The organism is Psychrobacillus sp. NPDC093200, assembly GCF_050280345.1.
In the GTDB taxonomy this organism is placed as follows: Bacteria; Bacillota; Bacilli; order Bacillales_A; family Planococcaceae; genus Psychrobacillus; species Psychrobacillus faecigallinarum.
In genome coordinates this window covers 608980-627033 of record NZ_JBNNVC010000002.1, presented here as the reverse complement: position 1 = coordinate 627033, position 18054 = coordinate 608980, and the positions used below count along the sequence as shown (strand labels likewise).

Below are 18054 nucleotides of genomic sequence, written 5' to 3'. Positions count from 1 at the left end.
CCCATAAGGTGGAACTTCCATTTAACTTAGCACTAAATTTTTCTATCTTTTATTGTAAGCTATCTATCCACGGTGATATGATGACACCATCTAATATTTTTCTTTAAGTAAAAGAAGATTTTACAACGGAATTGTGGAAATCTATCCCCTGCTTCATACTTAACCTTTGAAAAGGACTGATGTAAAATGAGACAAATTATCGCAATGGGTGGTGGTGGCTTCTCTATGGAACCTGAAAATCCACTTCTTGACCAATACATATTAAAACAAGTTAAAAAGGAACAACCTAAAGTTTGTTTTATCCCAACTGCTAGTGGAGATCAGGATAACTACGTCAAAAGATTTTATCATTCTTTTGAAAATTTAAACTGTAATGCCTCCCATCTCAGCTTGTTTGAACCAAACTTCAATAATTTAGAGGAGTATGTGATGACACAGGATATACTCTATGTAGGCGGTGGAAATACAAGGAATATGCTCGTCCTTTGGAAGGAATGGGGTTTAGATTTAATACTTCGTAAAGCATATGATAACGGAATTATTCTAGCTGGTCTTAGTGCAGGTTCTATTTGTTGGTTTGAGGAAGGGTTAACCGATCCCTTAAACGCCCCCTTATATAAGCTAAACTGCCTCGGCTTTTTAAAAGGAAGCAATTGTCCACATTATGATGGAGAGGGAAAAAGAAAACCTGCTTATCACGAATTGATAGCTACGGGTGTTATGAAATCAGGATATGCTGTAGAAGATGGCGTTGTTTTACATTTTATAGATGAAGTTTTAAAAGGGGCTGTGAGTTCTCGAGTGAATGGTCATGCTTACAAAGTAGAAAAAGAAGATACTGAAGTTAATGAAAAAAATATATTGGTTACATATCTAGGCTAACTTGTTTATAGAGCAATTAATATGTGCTTTCTTTCTTAGTTTTCAAGAATAAAATAAAAAAATATTTTGATTTCCTCCGTGATTTGACAAATTTTTCATTTCTCTTGATTTATAATGAACAAGTTCCATCGTTATTTCAAGAAAACTATTCTTTCGAATGTAGCAAATCTATCAAATGGAGGATATGTATGAAAAAGGAGTTGCGTCAAAAATCCTTATTGATTTTGATAAGTATTAAAAGAAAAGACATGTATAAAAAAGCGAAAAACCTTGGTTTTACTCACCCAATTGTTGTCGCTTGCAGCCAAGAGCTAGATCAATTACTTAACAAATATCAAGATAAAGTGTCTTAAATGAATAGCATGAGAAATAAGACCGATCTATTCTTCTAGAGGAATTAATCGGTCTTATTTTTTAGGTGGAACTAAATTTAAACTTAACTTATTTCTTTGTAAAAAATCTTTTACCTAGCGTTTCCACTGTTTTAGGAAAAACAGCATACAGCTTACTTGTTACGGTCATATATGATGGAAGATCTACTTCTCTGACTGGTTTATAAATTGCTTTAATAATAGCATTGACCACCTTCTGTGGGTCTAGCAATTGCTTGCCCATCTTATCGCGATATCCGCCTGTTTGGTCTGCCCTCTCAAGAAAGGGAGTATCAATAGGACCTGGATTAATAGTTGTCACTTTAACGCCGTGCTCTCTAAGCTCCATGCGAGCTGCATTTGCAAATCCAATGATTGCATGCTTACTGGCAGCATAAACGGAGGCCTTAGGTGTAGCCACTTTACCGGCTTGTGAGGCAATAAAAATGATATGTCCAGATTTCTTTTCTTTCATCTTATTCGCAAAATATTTTGCAAGCATGATTGGCGCCTTCACATTTACATCAAGCATTTGCTCTACCTCAACATCCTGTAAGTCGGTCAAATAAGCGAAGGTACCAGTACCTGCATTCAAAATCACTGTATCTGGAGTTTCTATGTCTTTAAATAGGTTCTCAATTGAATGCTGACTTGTTAAATCGGCCACTGTTGTATGTATCCCTACCTTAGATAATTGCTCCAAAGCCTGTTTATTTCTACCAGTAGCCCATACATCATGTCCTTCCTTATGTAATTGTTGCGCTAACATAAATCCTATTCCACTAGTCGCACCGGTAATAAGAATCCTTTTAGGCTTGATCATACAATAAAATCCCCTCAGCTGTTTGCTTTTCTAGAATAAGGCCTTCATCCAACAGATAGTCTATTTGACCAATTGTTTCTGAAAGTGTTAAACCAAGCTCTTTTTCATATACCTTTGGGAACAATTGCTGAGTAAGTTCGAAAATAGTCTTTTCCCCATTACTCATCATTTCTAATACTTTTAACGCTCTCTCACGCTGCTTAATTAGTCGAGAAGATATTAACTCTGATACATCATATACTTCATTGCCATGGCCACTAAAAACTTTATGAACTTCCAAAGCTTGAACTCTTTTTAAGGATTCATTGTATTGTAGCATCGATTTTGGACGAGGTGCATCTTTGTCTAATGGTGGCTCAATTAATGGGTTGGAAGAAATTTTTTCAATAATTAGATCTCCCCCAATCAGAACACCAGTTTCTTCTTCCCATAAGGAAATATGGCTCTGCGCGTGCCCCAAAGTTTCTAATACCTGAAGCTTAGGATGGCCAGGTATCACATCCCCCTCGTTTAATATTGTATCTAAGGAACGATTGCCAATGTAATTCAAAGGCCTTCTCATTTTTTCAATCCATTTTAAGTAATGTTCAGGGACTCCTTCCTCCACTAAACATTTGTAATAGAACTCATCATGATAAGTTAGAAATGAATGATTTTTTTCTAGCCATACTTGGTTATATGCATGACCTAGTATTTGAGCATTTTTAAACGCATCAATGCAGCCAGAGTGATCGGGATGATGATGAGTAAGGATAACTTGCTCAATATCGCTTAACTGATATCCGGCTTCGAATATACCATTTTTAAGTGCAGAAAGAGCCTGTTCGGTTTTTGGACCTGCATCAACTAGAGTCAGTATATCACCTTTTATAAGGTACGCATTTACGTCTCCCACAGCAAATGGTGTAGGTATAATTATTTTATGTATCATTGTTTTGTTCCCCTTTATCTGAATGACTATTCATTTATTTTACAGGTAATTGAGACTGGAGTCACTAAATTAGGTTGACTTATTTTGAAAAGACCCCTATAATTTCATTAATTCAGATAATTCAAGCTATGAAGAAGACTAGTACATATATGAAGGAGTTTAGAGAGTGAAATGCTTGCTGAAAATTTCACCTCCCTCTCTTATATCGAACCTACTTCTGAGCTACTATGAAAACATAGTCGTGACCTTCGCGATAGGAAGGGTTAAGTTGTGCTGTATTTACAGCAAATTTAGGTGGTACCGCGGAAATCCTACGTTTTCGTCCTTATTTCATATAGGGATGAGAGCGTTTTTTATTTTCTTCAAATTTAAGGAGGTGATCAGATGGTAAAGCAGCAAAAAATAATAGATGCGCTTGATGAAGAGTTCCAGGTCCAAAGCTATGGGACGGATCCTTCTTTTAGTAGATTTCTTCCACATTGCTACGATTCGGTTGGATATGACTGGAAAAACATCTTCGAATATGATTTTACCCAACTATTTAACGGTTGTATGTTAAATGGTGCAGAAGAGGTACAGACGATTTTTTTAGCAGTTTTCCCTACTGAAGTTGTTTTGGAAAGATTTATTTCTGAAAGCCAAGAAGGTGACCTGTTATTTATGCACCACCCTTTACTCATGGAATGTGGTGACCCTAAGGGAAGTTGGGGAAGAGGCTTTCTACCAATAAAAGAGAAATATTTATCTCAAATAAAAGTTAAGAACCTTTCAGTTTATACTTGTCACAATCCCCTAGATTGCCATACTACGTTGGGAACAAATAGTGCAATCGCCAAAGCATTAAACTGTGAAATACAAAATCCTGTCAATTGGAGTAACAAATATTTATCCCTTGGAAACATAGAAACAATAAGTACTGACAGCCTAATATCAAAATTAAAAACCCTTTTTGATATTCCCTACGTTGATTTTGAAGGGATTAAATAAGGAGAAATTAAACAAAATAGCAATAGTGGCAGGATGTGGAGATGTTATTGATTGGATGCAGGAAGCTGAAAAAAATGGTGTGCAGGCTTATATAACCGGAGAGGTTCATTGCCATATCGACAATGAGTATGGCCATCGAAAATTTAAGAAAATGCAAGAATATATTGCCACTACATCAATGTCTTTAATAGGAGTTTCTCACGCGGCTTCTGAATATCTAGTCCATAAAACATTAGTAAAAGACTGGTTTGAGCAAAACTTCCATATTAAGACGATATTATTACCACAGGAAAAATGGTGGCTATAAATTTACTGAAGGAGGAGAATAGGATGACTAACATCGTTTTTATTGGGGCCGGCTCTATGGCTGAAGCTATTATTAAAGGTTTATTGGAAGAGGAGAAAGTTTCTCCAAGCTCCATTTGTGTAATGAACAAATCAGATGAAAAGCAGCTACACTATTTAAATGCTAAATATAAAATCGAAATTATGTGTACGAAGAAACTAGCATTGCAGAATGCTGATATCGTATTTCTTGCTATGAAGCCTAAGGATGCGATTCAGGCTTGCAAAGAAATCGCCTCATTTTTGAACAAGCAAGCAACTGTTGTATCTGTCATCGCTGGTGTTTCCATCAAAACAATTGAATCGTATCTTGGAGATAGACCAATTGCACGTGTTATGCCGAATACTTCTGCTTCTGTTGGTTTAAGCGCTTCTGCCCTATGTTGGAATGAGAAAGTAAATAATGTAGCAAAAAAGGAAATTATTAATCTGTTAGAATCTATTGGAACTGTCAAGGTAGTCCAAGAGGTGGATATGCATGTGATTACGGCCCTTTCTGGAAGTGGGCCTGCTTATCTATATTATTTTGCCGAACAATTTGAAGCAGCAGCCGTTCAACATGGATTAAGCCAGGAAGATGCTCGTCACTTATTTATCCAAACAATGAAAGGTGCAGCATATATGCTCATGAAGGGCGAAGATGAGCCTGCTGAGCTTCGAAGAAAAGTAACGAGCCCAGGAGGAACTACAGAAGCAGGCATTGAACAACTAATGTTCCATAAGGTTGATGAAGCTATTTTTGCGTGCATTAGTGCTGCACAGCAAAAATCACGTACTCTTGGGGAACAATTTGAATGAACCGTCAGCTATTAGAATATATGTAATTGAAAACAACTAGACAGCTCTCTGTCCATCACCGCTTTAACAGGAAATGGGCAAAGAGCTGAAAATAGACATTATACAGGTTTCAGTAGGCGTAAGTCTGCTGATCCTTCTTTAATTTTATATTCTTTCCAACTTGCCATTTATACAACTAAATTCATTAAAATCATCCGCTATATAAATAGGGAAATTATATTCTGAAACTTGTACTAATAGGTTTTTAATATCTTCTGGCATAAAGCGAGCACTTATATGATTAATTATCAAATTCTTTGCCCCTGCCTTCTCACTAACATTTGCTGCATCAACGATCGTTGAATGACCATACTCTCTTGCAAGCCCCTCTGTTCCAGTATCAAAGGTACCCTCATGAATTAAAACATCTGACTCCTTCGCTAGGAGAATAGAATTTTCACAATATCTCGTGTCACCTAATACTACCAATTTAAATCCTTCTTTCGGCTCTCCCGTTACTTCGGAGCTTCTAACAACATTACCATTAGGCAATTCAACATCTTGACCAGATTTTAATAAGCGTAATAACGGCCCTCTAGGAACTCCTAATTCATCTGCTTTCTCAATTAGTAATTCAGGTGCCAGCTGCTTTTGAGTTACTCGATAACCAAAACAAGGAACAACATGCTCAAGAAGTCTAGCCTCTACTATGAATTGTTCATCTTCAAAGATAATCCCCTCTTCAATTTCAATGATTTTTAGAGGATATTTTAAATGTGTTTGAGATGTGATTAAAGTGACCTCTAGCCAATCTTTAATACCTTTTGGGCCGTATATAGTAAGAAGTTCTTCTCCACCTAAAAAGGAGCGCGATCCTAGTAGTCCAGGCAGACCGTATATATGATCTCCATGGAGATGAGTGATAAATATCTTTTCTATTTTTCGAGGCTTTACTGTCGTTCGAAGAATTTGATGTTGAGTTGCTTCTCCGCAATCAAACATCCAGTTTGAGCCTCTCTCTTCTAACAGCTTCAAAATCATTGAACTAGTATTACGTTGTTTAGAGGGCATACCTGCTCCCGTTCCTAAAAATAATATTTGCATATATTTCCAACTTTCATTATTTATATAATAACTATATATTATTTTACCATTTCACCCAATTGTAACAAAGTAGGATCCACTGTAGTTTTTCTCATCCTCTATAATTTAGTGAATCAGCAATCGTTCTAATTAACACGACATAAGGTAATAGTCTCTCTTAAGCCATTTAATTATATAAAAAAACCGTTAAACAAGTTTTGAACTCATTTAACGGTTTATTATTAGTGAATGTCACGCTTTTTGAAGCTTCCACCTCGAACCTCTGCTACATCTGTTATTACTACAAATGCACCTGGATCTTTTTCTTTGATAATCGTAATTAGTTTGTTTTCTTCCATACGGGTAATTACACAAGTGACAATATCCATAGTCTCGTTAGTAAACCCTCCTCGGCCACTAGAATAGGTAACCCCTCGGCCAAGCCGATCTTGTATTGCTGCACCAATTTCTTCTGAATGTTTACTTACGACACGTACAGATTTTGATTTTTCTAAACCAACTTGAATTACATCAATAACGATTTTGGCAATATAATAAGTGGTTGCAGAGTAGAGGGCACTTTCAAGACCATATATAAAGCCAGCTCCAATGAAGATAAAAGCATTGATAAATAATATAATATCTCCTACAGAAAATGGAACCTTTCGAGATACTAAAACTGCCAAGACCTCGGCACCATCTAAAGCGCCACCGTTACGAAGTACAATACCAATCCCTACTCCAAGCATTACCCCTCCAGATAGTACAACTAGTAATGGATCATTTGCACTTAAAATCGGGTCGATATGATGCAACAAGACGGTTGACACAGAAAGTGCCGCTATACCAATAATACTTAGTAAAGCAAAGGTCTTTCCAACCTGCTTATAGCCCAAATAAATAAAAGGAATATTTAATACAAATAGTAGTATTCCAAGAGGAATATCAAATAAATAATTTCCCATAATACTGACACCCGTTACTCCACCATCGATAACCGAGTTTGGGATTAATACTGCTTCTAGTGCATAGGCAGCGATTACTGCCCCTATAATTATCATTATTATACGACCTATAGTTTCCGGTGTTTTGTTTTTTTTCATTTACTTGTAAAACTCCCTTATAAACAAATTAATTACTTTTATATATAAACCCTTAAGTTATTTTCTATTATCGTGATCATCTAAAAAATCTTTACTAAAGCTAGTTTTCGATTCTAAAGAAGGATTTTTTTTAATCTTCATCCCGCGTTTTATGATAGTCTTACCAAATTTATCTTGAAGTTGTTCGACGAGCCTCAAGATTGGTTCCTCTTTTGCGTGCTCTTCAAAGTTAAAGATAGACAATTGCTCCATCGATTCTCCCTTATCAAATACATTGTTAACAGTGACCCCTAATAATCGAATTGGTTCGTCTTCCCAGCTAGATTCAAATAATTGAATAGAGAGTTGTGATATATCTTCTTCTTTAAAGAGCCGATTGATAACCGTTTTGCTTCTCGTTTTATTTTTCCAGTTGGCATCTCTAATATGTATAGTGATAGATCGACCAGCTAAATTTTTAGAATCTAACCGCGATGCTACTTTACTGGACAATTTTCTGAGAACTTTTCGAAGCTCATCTATATTTGTTTCATCATAAGGTAAGGTTGTGGAATTGCCTACGCTCTTTGTTTCGAAGATAGATTCTGGGTCTACCGCTCGATTGTCTATTCCATGTGAGCGATTGTGAAGTCTTGTTCCCGATTTTCCAAGTTTCGACTTTAGTAAGTCAGGATTAGCGTTGGCTATTTGTCCGATCGTTTTAATACCCAAGGATTCTAATTTATTGGATGTGCTTTCCCCAACTCCATGCATTTCAATTACGGGTAAGGGCCATAGCTTTTGTGGAACTTCCCTTTTTCTTAAAACAGTAATTCCCATTGGCTTTTTCATATTGGAGGCTGTCTTAGCTAAGAATTTGTTAGGGGCAATACCGATGGAGCATGGTAAATCTAGTTCCCGGACTATTCGTTGCTGAATAGACTTTGCAAATGCAACTGCATCTCCATCCATATCAACATCGGACACATCCATATAGCCTTCATCAATGGAGACAGGCTCTACCAATCGCGTATACGAGCGAAGAATATCAAACATTGCTTTCGAGGCTGCTCGATATCTTTCAAAATTAGGAGGTAATAGAATAAGCTCTGGACACTTCCTTTTAGCTTCCCATACAGACATAGTTGTATAAATTCCTTTAGCTCTAGCCTCATAAGAACAAGTAACTAAAATACCTCTTCGTTCTTTTGGGTTTCCAGCCACTGCTATCGCCTTTCCTTTTAAAGAAGGGTCATGGGCTTGTTCCACAGAAGCATAAAAGCTATTCATATCTAGATGAAAGATAATTCTGTTCTGTTTAGTCAAGTCCTTTCACCTCTTACATAACTATATTTTCATCTCAAAAGACGAAGGGGAAAAAAGGTAGCTACTAGTTAGCTACCTTCCGACTGTTAAATCGATAGACAGGGCACCCCTTTTGTCTAAGACTACACGTTATTTACTTCTAAATTTTCTTCTTTTTTTGCATTTTCTAAGTAAGATTGTATATCTTTTATACCATCCAGTGAGAGAACTAATATAGAAGGGTCGACAATTGTAATCATTCTGTTTTCTAAATTAGCAATATTTGTGAAGTATTTTGTCTTCGCATAATTCATTAAACCAAGCTGTTTTAAAGACTCGGCTGGGACATCTAAAATTTCCTTTGCCTCTTTTACGAGAATTCCCACAGACATATCCTCCGTATGCATAGTTACTACTCGGGCATTTTCATTCAAAAGACCACTCTGATTATAAAGAATTAGCTCAAAATCTATAATTGGAACGAGCTCTCCTCTTATTTTCATCAATCCAATCAAATATTTTGGTAAATGAGGAATTGGATTAACTTTTTCTAATTTTTCGATAGACACTACATGATCAATGGAAACAGCGTATTCTTCGTTTCCCGATTGAAACACAACTACTTTTTGAGAAGACATGGATGAACCTCCTGAGCTCTTTATTCGGCAGCTATCTTCACGATTTCTACAAGTAAATCTGCTAGTTTTTCAAGCTCCAACACTGGCATTCTTTCGTTGGTAGTATGAATTTCCTCATAACCCACTGAAAGAATTACAGTTGGCACTCCAAACCCAGCAATTACGTTAGCATCGCTCCCACCACCGCTTGTTTTTATATCGGCTTTTCTACCTATATTTTCAACTGCTCGCTTCGCTACTTCAACAACCTGATGGTTATCCTCAAAACTGAAACCAGGATACATAAGTTGCGTTTCTGTAGTTGCTTTCCCACCGAATTGCTCTGCCTTTTCAGCAAATGTATTTACCATATGCTCAACTTGAGCGTCTAATTTTTCTCGATCAATGGAACGTGCCTCTGATAAAATATGAACAGTGTCGCATACAATATTTGTAGCTTGGCCACCTTCAAAGCGACCAATATTGGCGGTAGTTTCATGATCGATTCTTCCTAAATTCATTGCGGAAATCCCTTTTGCTGCTAGTGTAATTGCTGACACACCTTTTTCTGGTGCAACACCAGCATGTGCAGTTTTTCCAGTAATGGTTGTCCATAGTTTTGCTTGATAAGGAGCTGCAGTGACAATGCCTCCTACTTCTCCATCACTGTCTATGGCATATCCATATTTAGCAGTTAGCATAGAAGGATCCATTTCTTTCGCACCGACTAGTCCACTTTCTTCACCTGCAGTTATAACTACTTGAATCTCACCATGCTCAATAGACTCCTCTTTTAACCGACGTATTGCTTCAAATAAAGCTGCAATTCCAGCTTTATCATCAGCACCTAGAATCGTGGTACCATCAGAATAGATATAGCCGTCCTCTTTTAAAATTGGTTGTATGCCTTTACCTGGAACGACTGTATCCATATGTGTAGTGAAATAGATAGGGTCAGCAGTTACCTTATTTCCCTTCAAAGTAGCGATTAAATTACCTGCTCCATGCCCGGTTCTTTCAGCTGAATTATCCTCTATAACCGAAAATCCAAGCAACTCTAACTTATTTTTTAAAATTGGTGCAATTACTTGCTCATGCTTTGTTTCGGAATCTATTTTTACTAGTTCAAAAAATTCCTCTATTAAACGATTCATCTTATAAAAGACTCCTTTATAATGGGATATTCCCGTGTTTTTTCTTAGGTCTAGTTTCTTTTTTGTTTCGCATCATCTCAAGCCCTTGTATTAACTTTATACGAGTCTCACGAGGATCAATAACATCGTCTACCATACCCATGGAAGCTGCTACATACGGATTTGCAAATTTTTCACGGTATTCCTCGATTTTTTCGGCACGAACTTGTTCTGGATTGTCGCTTGAGGCAATCTCACGCGCAAAAATAATGTTCGCAGCGCCTTGTGGACCCATAACCGCAATTTCTGCATTTGGCCAAGCAAAAACTAAATCTGCACCAATTGACTTTGAGTTAAGAGCTACGTATGCCCCACCATATGCTTTACGTAAAATGACAGTCATTTTGGGAACGGTTGCTTCTGAATATGCGAACAAAATTTTTGCTCCATGACGAATGATTCCTCCATGCTCTTGCTTAATGCCAGGGAAAAAGCCGGTAACATCTTCAAACGTTATTAAAGGAATATTAAAGGAATCACAGAATCTAATAAAACGTGCTGCCTTATCAGAAGAGTCGATATCAAGACCACCAGCCATAATCTTCGGTTGGTTACATATCAGTCCAACAACTTCACCTTTTATACGAGCTAAACCAACTACAATATTTTTTGCAAACTCCTTATGCACCTCCATAAAGGTGTCTTTGTCAACCACCTGCTCAATTACTTTACGAATATCATAAGGACGTATTGCTTCAAAAGGTACTATATCAGCTAAATCCGGTCTATCATCGCTGCTTTCCTCTACTTCTACTAATGGCGGTTTTTCCTCAAAACTTTGTGGAAGATAGCTTAGAAGTAGTCTTACACTCTCTAAAACCTCTTCTTCTGTTTTCCCACGGAAGTGTGCATTTCCACTAATTGTATTATGTACTTTTGAACCGCCTAGATTTTCAGAAGAAATCTTTTCCCCTGTAACTGTTTCAATTACCTTAGGTCCAGTTATAAACATCTGGCTAGTTTCATCAGTCATAAACACGAAGTCCGTAATTGCTGGAGAATATACAGCTCCTCCTGCGCAAGGCCCTAATATAACAGAAATTTGAGGGATAACTCCACTATAAATAGCATTACGATAAAATATTTGGCCATACCCATCTAAGGATACTACTCCTTCTTGAATTCTTGCACCTCCTGAGTCATTTAAGCCTATAAACGGAGCACCATTCTTAGCCGCTAAGTCCATAACGTTTGATATTTTAAGTGCGTGCATTTCTCCAAGTGCACCACCAAATACTGTAAAATCTTGTGAAAAAAGATAAACAGGTCTACCGTTTACCTTGCCATAGCCAGTAACTACCCCGTCCCCTGGGCCCTCTTGCTTATCCATTCCAAAATCTACAGTTCGATGCTGTATAAAGGGATTAAGCTCTACGAAAGAACCTTCATCTAGTAAAAGGTCAATTCGTTCTCTAGCTGTCAACTTCCCTTTTTCATGTTGCTTTTCAATTCGATCGTCTCCGCCACCTAATTCAATTTTACTTTTACGATCATATAGATCATTTATTTTTTCATAGATATCCATCTGTTACTTCGCTCCCCTTGATTTATCACATAATTCATACAAAACTCCGCCAGATGACTTAGGATGTATAAAGGCAACCTCTGCTCCTCCAGCTCCTCTTTTAGGAGTTTCCTGAATAAGGCGAATCCCCTTTTCCTTTAACTCATCTAGTCTCTCTTGAATATTCTTTACTCCAAAAGCGACATGGTGAATTCCTTCACCTCTTTTTTCGATGAATGTATGAATTGTACTTGTCTCATCAATAGGCTGAAGTAACTCTATCTTGACATTCCCACTGTCTATAAAAGCTACTCTCACTTTTTCTGAATCTACTTCCTCAATATGTATAAGTTTTAAGCCTAAAATATCTGTATAGTATGGTAAAGAGTTTTCTAAACTTCTTACAGCAATCCCGATATGGTCTACCTTCTCCATTGTTTACACATCCTCTATTGTTTGACTATTCACTATACTATTGTACATATATTACAAAAAAAAATCTCTACCTCTTGTGCATTTTTTCAATTTTGATAAAATAGGATTACAAGCTAAAGGAGAGAAATTAATGCGCAATCAAACATTTCGTAAGATTATCGTTTATCTCATGATATTTGTAATGGTAATGTCCACATTATTGTTCGGTCTGAGCTTCGTCCTATAGGAAATTTAAAAACAGCGGTAGCAATTTATGCTTCCGCTGTTTTTTTGTATTAGACTTCCTCGCAATACTCTTCGAATAATGCTTGAAGATGAGTAATAACAGAAGTTGGTGCGTGACCTTCTATTTCATGACGACCAATTTCAGCAACTGCTTGTCCATCTTTTAATAAAACAAATGATGGAGAAGAAGGTAAATGTTCGTCTCCAAACATATTACGTGCTTGTTGTGTAGCTAGTTTATCTTGTCCTGCAAAAACAGTTACTAAATGATCTGGGCGTTTATCGTAATGTACAGCGTTTGCTGCAGCAGGACGAGCAATCCCTCCAGCACAACCACAAACTGAGTTTACCATAACAAGAGTTGTACCTGTTCTAGCAAAAGCAGCTTCCACTTCTTCTGGGGTAGTTAGTTGTTCATAGCCACTATTTTCCATTTCACTACGCGCTTGTATAATCATATCATTCATTAGTAAGTTAAAATCCATATTCATTTTACAACTCTCCTTTTCAAACTAGATTTAGTTTATCAGATTATTGATAAGAATTCGAGGAAAATAACTCCTCAATCGCTTGCGAAACAGTCATTTTCTCTTCTCTCACTTGCTGTTCTAACAGTTTCATCCTCTGCTTTCTCTGAATGGAAGAAAAAAAGTCATCATATAAACGATTCACTATCATCTCATTGAACCAATTTACAGTTTGCTCTTTTCTTCTATTTTGCCAGAAATGCTGTTGTGTCATCTTTCCTTCGAAGCTCTTAATGGTTTCCCATACAAGGTCCAGCCCCTTTTTGTGTAGAGAGGATACAGCGAGTGCTGGTGTTGTCCAATTCGGAGCGGAAGGTGCTAGGAAATGCAATATTTGTTTATATTCTGCAACCGTTTTTTTAGCTAAACTTTCGTTATGTCCATCTGCTTTATTGACAACGATTGCATCAGCGAGCTCCATTATGCCTTTCTTCATCCCTTGAAGTTCGTCACCAGCTCCTGTTAAGGCTAGAAGAAGGAAGAAGTCTACCATCCCTCGAACAATCGTTTCACTTTGTCCTACTCCTACTGTTTCGACTAGTATGATGTCATAGCCGGCAGCCTCACATAGTAGCATAGTCTCTCTAGACTTTTTATGCACTCCACCAAGTGTTCCCGCTGAAGGAGATGGCCTTATAAAAGCATTCGGATGCTTGGCTAGCTCTTCCATCCTTGTTTTATCCCCTAGTATACTTCCTCCGGTGAGGGAGGAACTAGGATCTATTGCTAATACAGCTACTTTATGACCTAAATCACATAACATTTTTCCGAATGCTTCTATGAAAGTACTTTTTCCTACACCAGGCACCCCAGTAATACCAATGCGTATACTATTTCCTGTGTATGGAAGCAACATTTTCAAAATTTGTTGACCTATCTCTTGTTGTTCCGAGGAAGTGCTTTCAATAAATGTAATTGCCTTTGCTAAATGTAAGCGTGAGCCTGCTTGAATCTCGTGATTGTAACTCTGAATGTCAATAGTAAGAGATTTCTTCTTTGAAAACTTTTTTACAGAGGACTTGCCCATACCATCGTGCTGAGATATAATACCACCCTTGACATGTAGAGAAGATGTTACTTTATCCTCATCAGCCATTAGCCTTCCACTTCCTCGTAGCCAAGACGTTTATAGATCTCCTCTATAACCTTTTGAGCTGCAACTGGAATAACTGTTCCTGGACCAAAAATAGCTGAAGCACCATTCTCACGTAAAAAAGCATAGTCTTGCGCTGGGATCACTCCACCAACGACGATTAAAATATCTTCACGTCCTAGTCTTGCAAGTTCCTCTTTTAAGGATGGAACGAGGGTCATATGCCCTGCGGCAAGAGAACTTACTCCTACTACATGCACATCATTTTCTACTGCCTGTTGTGCTGTTTCAGCAGGAGTTTGGAATAATGGACTAATATCTACATCAAAACCTAAGTCAGCAAATGCGGTTGCGATTACCTTAGCACCACGGTCATGTCCATCTTGTCCCATTTTGGCGATTAAAATACGAGGACGTCTTCCCTCGTTTTCTTTAAAATCTTCTGCCATTTGCTTCACTGATTGAATTTCTTCAGCATCACTAAAATTAGCACTATAAACTCCACTCACGGAGCGAATCACCGCCTTATGTCTCCCTGCAACTACCTCAATTGCATCCGATATTTCTCCTATGGTCGCTCTTTGTCGAGCGGCATTTACAGCTGCAGCTAAAAGATTCTCTTTGCCTGTTTTAGCAGCTTCCGTTAAAGCTAATAGAGCTTCCTTAACTGATTTCTCATCTCGATTAGCTTTTACACTTGCCAAGCGTTCCATTTGTTTTTGACGAACGACAGTATTATCGATATTCAAAATATCGATTGCATCCTCTTGATCTAGGCGGTACTTATTTACCCCTATGATAATCTCTTTGGATGAATCTATTTGTGCTTGTTTTTTAGCAGCAGCTTCTTCAATTTTCATCTTAGGCAGTCCCGTTTCAATTGCTTTTGCCATTCCACCCAATTCTTCAATTTCTTCTATTAATGTCCATGCTTTTTCCATTAATTCATTTGTTAATGCTTCTACATAATATGAACCGCCCCACGGATCTATAACTTTTGTCATATTTGTTTCTTCTTGTAAGAAAAGCTGTGTATTTCTAGCTATTCTCGCCGAAAAATCTGTAGGAAGAGCTATTGCTTCATCTAAAGCGTTAGTATGCAACGATTGAGTATGTCCCATCGCAGCAGCATTTGCTTCCACAAGTGTACGTGTCACATTGTTAAATGGATCCTGCTCAGTGAGACTCCATCCAGATGTCTGCGAGTGGGTACGTAAAGCTAAGGTTTTTGGATTTTTAGGATTAAAGCTCTTCATCATTTGAGCCCATATTCTTCTAGCCGCTCTCATTTTAGCTATTTCCATGAAGTAGTTCATACCGATTGCCCAAAAGAAAGAAAGTCTTGGAGCAAAAGAATCTATCTCAATTCCTGCTTTTATACCTGTACGAACATATTCTAATCCATCTGCAAGTGTATACGCTAACTCAATGTCTGCAGTGGCTCCTGCTTCCTGCATATGATATCCGGATATGGAAATAGAGTTGAACTTTGGCATATGCTGTGCAGTGTATGCAAAAATATCAGAGATTATTTTCATGGACATTTCCGGTGTATAAATATAAGTATTACGCACCATATATTCTTTTAAAATATCATTTTGAATTGTACCAGCAAGCTGTTCTGGAGTTACACCTTGTTCCTCGGCAGTTACAATATAAAAAGCCATAATGGGCAGCACTGCGCCGTTCATCGTCATTGATACAGACATTTGGTCTAAAGGAATACCATCAAATAGAATTTTCATATCCTCAACCGAATCAATTGCCACACCTGCTTTACCAACGTCACCTGTCACTCGCTCATGATCGGAATCATAACCTCTGTGGGTTGCCAAATCGAATGCAACCGACAAACCCTTTTGTCCCATAGCTAAGTTTCTTCTATAAAATGCATTACTTTCTTCCGCAGTTGAAAACCCTGCATACTGTCGTACTGTCCAAGGTTTAGAAACATACATAGTAGGATAGGGTCCACGTGTATTAGGAGCTATACCAGGTAAATCATTTAAATGTTTTAACTTTTCTATATCCTCCTTTGTATATTCTTTCTTCAATTTTATACCTTCATTGGACACAAAAGATGTGTTGTCATTTTCTGCATGCTTTCCTACTGCTTTTTTTAATACGTCATCTATAGACACAGCTTCGTAATTAGGCGTTGTCATGTGAGCCCTCCTTTTGAGCTAATGCTAATAATTCCTTTCCTTTTACAAGCATTGATTGGCCCGCATAAATAGATCCAGATAGACCAGCCTCAAGCCAATCATCATACTCTGCAAATTTCCCCGCTACATCTAACGGTACGGATAGCTTTTCGTTTAATAAAGCAGGCACTAGTCCAGCTGTCTGCTCATCACTTCCGACAAAAATCGCATATTGAATATTTTCATTGTTAATCCATTGTTGTAAATCAAATGGTTTTAAATTCTCTTGTGCGATAACTGGAGTTATTCCAATGGCATTCAAGTAGCCATTAATATAATCCATTCTTGGTTTATACTCCTTCAAAACTCCATATGGAAGTATAGCCGCTTTTAGCTGATATTGCTTAAAAGCTTTGCGCAAATGCTCAAATGGTTCTGCCAATCGTCTATAGTCGGATTGTATAACAATTTCCTCCAGTCCGTCCTCTGGATTAGCGTAATTATTCGTACCGATGAGAGATTTTTTACGGGTTGATACTGCTTTTAGCTGTAGCTCCCATTTCTCTGAAGCACGTTGCAGCAACATACTTTCCCTCGATTCTGGAGAGCTGTCCTTCATTAAATCTATAAAATATGCCCAAGTCTTCTCAACCAATTGCTTAGTCAATGACTCAATATAGTAAGAACCACCCGCGGCATCAATAACACGTTGAATATGTGTTTCCTCCTTTAAAACAAGCTGCATGTTACGGGCAATGCGCTTTGAAGTTGGAGTTATCTCGGAAAGATAATTATGTGGATAGCTAGAAACTATATCTGCACCGCCCAAAACGCTAGACAATATACTATTACCTGCACGCAATAGGTTTACATTAGAATCTAGAGCCGAAAAAGAGCGTAGAGAAGTTTCAGTATAAACTGGGATAGCATTGATATTTTCTTTTCCAAAGGCTTCGCCAAAAGCCTTCCAAAGTACTCTAAATGCTCTCAACTTAGCAATTTCCATAAAGAAATTTGTGTCGATAGAAAATTGCACAAATGCCTTTTCTTCTAGTTTTTCAATACCATTTAAATGTGCTAGTGTATCTGCTTGAACTAATACACTTGCTAGTTCACTAACTACGTCTCCACCAGCCTTATGTAGTTGGGTGCCGTCTAAATGTAATGATCTAGCACCTGTAAGCTTTCTGTCGGCTCCAATTATAAAGCCATGTAATTCGTCAAAGTGATCCAGAAAACTAGAATTATTTGTAACATCCAATAATACCTCATGTTCTTGGAACAGTATTTTTAGTTCTTCTATTTGAAAAGGACTCCATTCATGAATAGCATCAACCTTGTAATTGATCAAATCATTTCCTTTAGATAGGTTTTCCTTCATATCTACAATAATTTCTTCAGCTGTGTTTCCTGTAGAGTGCTGCGCGACCTTCCAATTAGCAGTTTCTTTAGAATGTCTTACTGTATTAGTTTGGTCTAAAGAAATATTTGTTAAGTCTGCCAATGTATAAAGCGGTTTCAAAATAATATCTTCTAAAGTTTTAGTTTCCAAAGATTCCAACGATTTTCCCTTTAATGACTTATTTGCAGCCTGCTCCCAATCAGCAAAGCTTGCTTCGGTAAAATTGGTTTGCTTCATGTCGTTTATAGTCATATGAACGCTTTCGCTTCCCCCTTGTATAATTATTGTTATATTTCTATTCTACATGAGTGCTTCATGGTAATAAAGT

General features: G+C 37.4%; 17 protein-coding genes, 1 pseudogene and 1 other annotated feature. Of the genes and pseudogenes, 5 read left to right on the top strand and 13 right to left on the bottom strand.

Annotated features, from left to right (window positions below):
* The first annotated feature begins 186 nt into the window (after positions 1-186).
* Positions 187-882 (top strand): Type 1 glutamine amidotransferase-like domain-containing protein, encoded by a 696-nt coding sequence (locus ACQKNZ_RS10760; RefSeq protein ID WP_427659631.1) that lies wholly within the window; start codon positions 187-189, stop codon positions 880-882.
* A gap of 188 nt (positions 883-1070) precedes the next feature.
* Positions 1071-1235 (top strand): Spo0E family sporulation regulatory protein-aspartic acid phosphatase, encoded by a 165-nt coding sequence (locus ACQKNZ_RS10755; protein WP_427659629.1) that lies wholly within the window; start codon positions 1071-1073, stop codon positions 1233-1235.
* A gap of 88 nt (positions 1236-1323) precedes the next feature.
* On the opposite strand, the gene ACQKNZ_RS10750 is transcribed toward ACQKNZ_RS10755, so the two are convergent.
* Complete coding sequence (locus tag ACQKNZ_RS10750) at positions 1324-2076, bottom strand: SDR family NAD(P)-dependent oxidoreductase (protein ID WP_427659627.1); 753 nt, start codon at positions 2074-2076, stop codon at positions 1324-1326.
* Positions 2063-3007 carry an MBL fold metallo-hydrolase gene (locus ACQKNZ_RS10745; RefSeq protein ID WP_427659625.1) on the bottom strand — a complete coding sequence of 315 codons (945 nt, stop codon included), beginning with the start codon at positions 3005-3007 and terminating at the stop codon, positions 2063-2065. Before ACQKNZ_RS10745 ends, ACQKNZ_RS10750 begins: the two co-directional genes overlap by 14 nt.
* A 119-nt stretch (positions 3008-3126) precedes the next feature.
* Positions 3127-3337 (top strand) — a binding site (T-box leader).
* Positions 3338-3391: 54 nt separating this feature from the next.
* Between ACQKNZ_RS10745 and ACQKNZ_RS10740 the strand changes: the two are divergent.
* Positions 3392-4301, top strand: a pseudogene (locus ACQKNZ_RS10740) (Nif3-like dinuclear metal center hexameric protein).
* Between the two features lie 23 nt (positions 4302-4324).
* Positions 4325-5137, top strand: coding sequence for a pyrroline-5-carboxylate reductase (proC, locus tag ACQKNZ_RS10735; RefSeq protein WP_427659623.1), 813 nt, complete (start codon positions 4325-4327; stop codon positions 5135-5137).
* A 144-nt stretch (positions 5138-5281) separates the two neighbouring features.
* On the opposite strand, the gene rnz is transcribed toward proC, so the two are convergent.
* The 7 genes from rnz to mce form a co-directional block, all read right to left on the bottom strand.
* The gene (gene rnz, locus ACQKNZ_RS10730) at positions 5282-6220 is read right to left on the bottom strand and encodes a ribonuclease Z (protein ID WP_427659621.1); all 939 of its coding nucleotides are present in this window, start codon (positions 6218-6220) and stop codon (positions 5282-5284) included.
* Positions 6221-6441: 221 nt separating this feature from the next.
* Complete coding sequence (locus ACQKNZ_RS10725) at positions 6442-7302, bottom strand: YitT family protein (RefSeq protein WP_144536156.1); 861 nt, start codon at positions 7300-7302, stop codon at positions 6442-6444.
* A 57-nt stretch (positions 7303-7359) separates the two neighbouring features.
* Positions 7360-8607, bottom strand: a complete 1248-nt coding sequence (locus ACQKNZ_RS10720; protein ID WP_427659619.1) for a DNA polymerase IV — start codon at positions 8605-8607, stop codon at positions 7360-7362.
* A 122-nt stretch (positions 8608-8729) separates the two neighbouring features.
* Positions 8730-9224, bottom strand: coding sequence for a chemotaxis protein CheW (locus ACQKNZ_RS10715; RefSeq protein ID WP_427659618.1), 495 nt, complete (start codon positions 9222-9224; stop codon positions 8730-8732).
* A 20-nt stretch (positions 9225-9244) separates the two neighbouring features.
* On the bottom strand, positions 9245-10357 hold the full coding sequence (locus tag ACQKNZ_RS10710; protein WP_427659616.1) for a M20/M25/M40 family metallo-hydrolase: 1113 nt from the start codon (positions 10355-10357) through the stop codon (positions 9245-9247).
* Positions 10358-10373: 16 nt separating this feature from the next.
* Entirely contained in the window at positions 10374-11921 is a 1548-nt protein-coding gene (locus ACQKNZ_RS10705; protein ID WP_427659614.1) for an acyl-CoA carboxylase subunit beta, read from the bottom strand.
* Between the two features lie 3 nt (positions 11922-11924).
* On the bottom strand, positions 11925-12335 hold the full coding sequence (gene mce, locus ACQKNZ_RS10700; protein ID WP_144536146.1) for a methylmalonyl-CoA epimerase: 411 nt from the start codon (positions 12333-12335) through the stop codon (positions 11925-11927).
* Positions 12336-12465: 130 nt separating this feature from the next.
* On the opposite strand from mce, the gene prli42 reads away from it, so the two are divergent.
* Entirely contained in the window at positions 12466-12561 is a 96-nt protein-coding gene (gene prli42, locus ACQKNZ_RS10695) for a stressosome-associated protein Prli42 (RefSeq protein ID WP_151109618.1), read from the top strand.
* A gap of 49 nt (positions 12562-12610) precedes the next feature.
* Here prli42 and ACQKNZ_RS10690 read toward each other — a convergent pair whose 3' ends face one another.
* Genes ACQKNZ_RS10690 through ACQKNZ_RS10675 form a run of 4 tightly spaced genes read right to left on the bottom strand, consistent with a single transcriptional unit; the run spans position 12611 to position 17963 of the window.
* The gene (locus ACQKNZ_RS10690; RefSeq protein ID WP_144536144.1) at positions 12611-13051 is read right to left on the bottom strand and encodes a BrxA/BrxB family bacilliredoxin; all 441 of its coding nucleotides are present in this window, start codon (positions 13049-13051) and stop codon (positions 12611-12613) included.
* A gap of 40 nt (positions 13052-13091) precedes the next feature.
* Positions 13092-14183 carry a methylmalonyl Co-A mutase-associated GTPase MeaB gene (gene meaB / locus ACQKNZ_RS10685; RefSeq protein WP_342577075.1) on the bottom strand — a complete coding sequence of 364 codons (1092 nt, stop codon included), beginning with the start codon at positions 14181-14183 and terminating at the stop codon, positions 13092-13094.
* Positions 14183-16345: a methylmalonyl-CoA mutase gene (scpA, locus tag ACQKNZ_RS10680; protein ID WP_144536140.1), complete on the bottom strand. Its 2163-nt coding sequence runs from the start codon at positions 16343-16345 to the stop codon at positions 14183-14185. Before scpA ends, meaB begins: the two co-directional genes overlap by 1 nt.
* Positions 16332-17963: a methylmalonyl-CoA mutase family protein gene (locus ACQKNZ_RS10675; RefSeq protein WP_427659610.1), complete on the bottom strand. Its 1632-nt coding sequence runs from the start codon at positions 17961-17963 to the stop codon at positions 16332-16334. The genes scpA and ACQKNZ_RS10675 overlap by 14 nt, the downstream gene beginning before the upstream one ends.
* Between the last annotated feature and the right edge of the window lie 91 nt (positions 17964-18054).

Excerpts from the sequence above, each read along its gene's own strand:
- ACQKNZ_RS10760 (WP_427659631.1), top strand. The coding sequence starts at position 187 with ATGAGACAAATTATCGCAATGGGTGGTGGTGGCTTCTCTATGGAACCT.
- ACQKNZ_RS10755 (WP_427659629.1), top strand. The coding sequence starts at position 1,071 with ATGAAAAAGGAGTTGCGTCAAAAATCCTTATTGATTTTGATAAGTATT.
- ACQKNZ_RS10750 (WP_427659627.1), bottom strand. The coding sequence starts at position 2,076 with ATGATCAAGCCTAAAAGGATTCTTATTACCGGTGCGACTAGTGGAATA.
- ACQKNZ_RS10745 (WP_427659625.1), bottom strand. The coding sequence starts at position 3,007 with ATGATACATAAAATAATTATACCTACACCATTTGCTGTGGGAGACGTA.
- proC (WP_427659623.1), top strand. The coding sequence starts at position 4,325 with ATGACTAACATCGTTTTTATTGGGGCCGGCTCTATGGCTGAAGCTATT.
- rnz (WP_427659621.1), bottom strand. The coding sequence starts at position 6,220 with ATGCAAATATTATTTTTAGGAACGGGAGCAGGTATGCCCTCTAAACAA.
- ACQKNZ_RS10725 (WP_144536156.1), bottom strand. The coding sequence starts at position 7,302 with ATGAAAAAAAACAAAACACCGGAAACTATAGGTCGTATAATAATGATA.
- ACQKNZ_RS10715 (WP_427659618.1), bottom strand. The coding sequence starts at position 9,224 with ATGTCTTCTCAAAAAGTAGTTGTGTTTCAATCGGGAAACGAAGAATAC.
- ACQKNZ_RS10710 (WP_427659616.1), bottom strand. The coding sequence starts at position 10,357 with ATGAATCGTTTAATAGAGGAATTTTTTGAACTAGTAAAAATAGATTCC.
- ACQKNZ_RS10705 (WP_427659614.1), bottom strand. The coding sequence starts at position 11,921 with ATGGATATCTATGAAAAAATAAATGATCTATATGATCGTAAAAGTAAA.
- mce (WP_144536146.1), bottom strand. The coding sequence starts at position 12,335 with ATGGAGAAGGTAGACCATATCGGGATTGCTGTAAGAAGTTTAGAAAAC.
- prli42 (WP_151109618.1), top strand. The coding sequence starts at position 12,466 with ATGCGCAATCAAACATTTCGTAAGATTATCGTTTATCTCATGATATTT.
- ACQKNZ_RS10690 (WP_144536144.1), bottom strand. The coding sequence starts at position 13,051 with ATGAATATGGATTTTAACTTACTAATGAATGATATGATTATACAAGCG.
- meaB (WP_342577075.1), bottom strand. The coding sequence starts at position 14,183 with ATGGCTGATGAGGATAAAGTAACATCTTCTCTACATGTCAAGGGTGGT.
- scpA (WP_144536140.1), bottom strand. The coding sequence starts at position 16,345 with ATGACAACGCCTAATTACGAAGCTGTGTCTATAGATGACGTATTAAAA.
- ACQKNZ_RS10675 (WP_427659610.1), bottom strand. The coding sequence starts at position 17,963 with ATGAAGCAAACCAATTTTACCGAAGCAAGCTTTGCTGATTGGGAGCAG.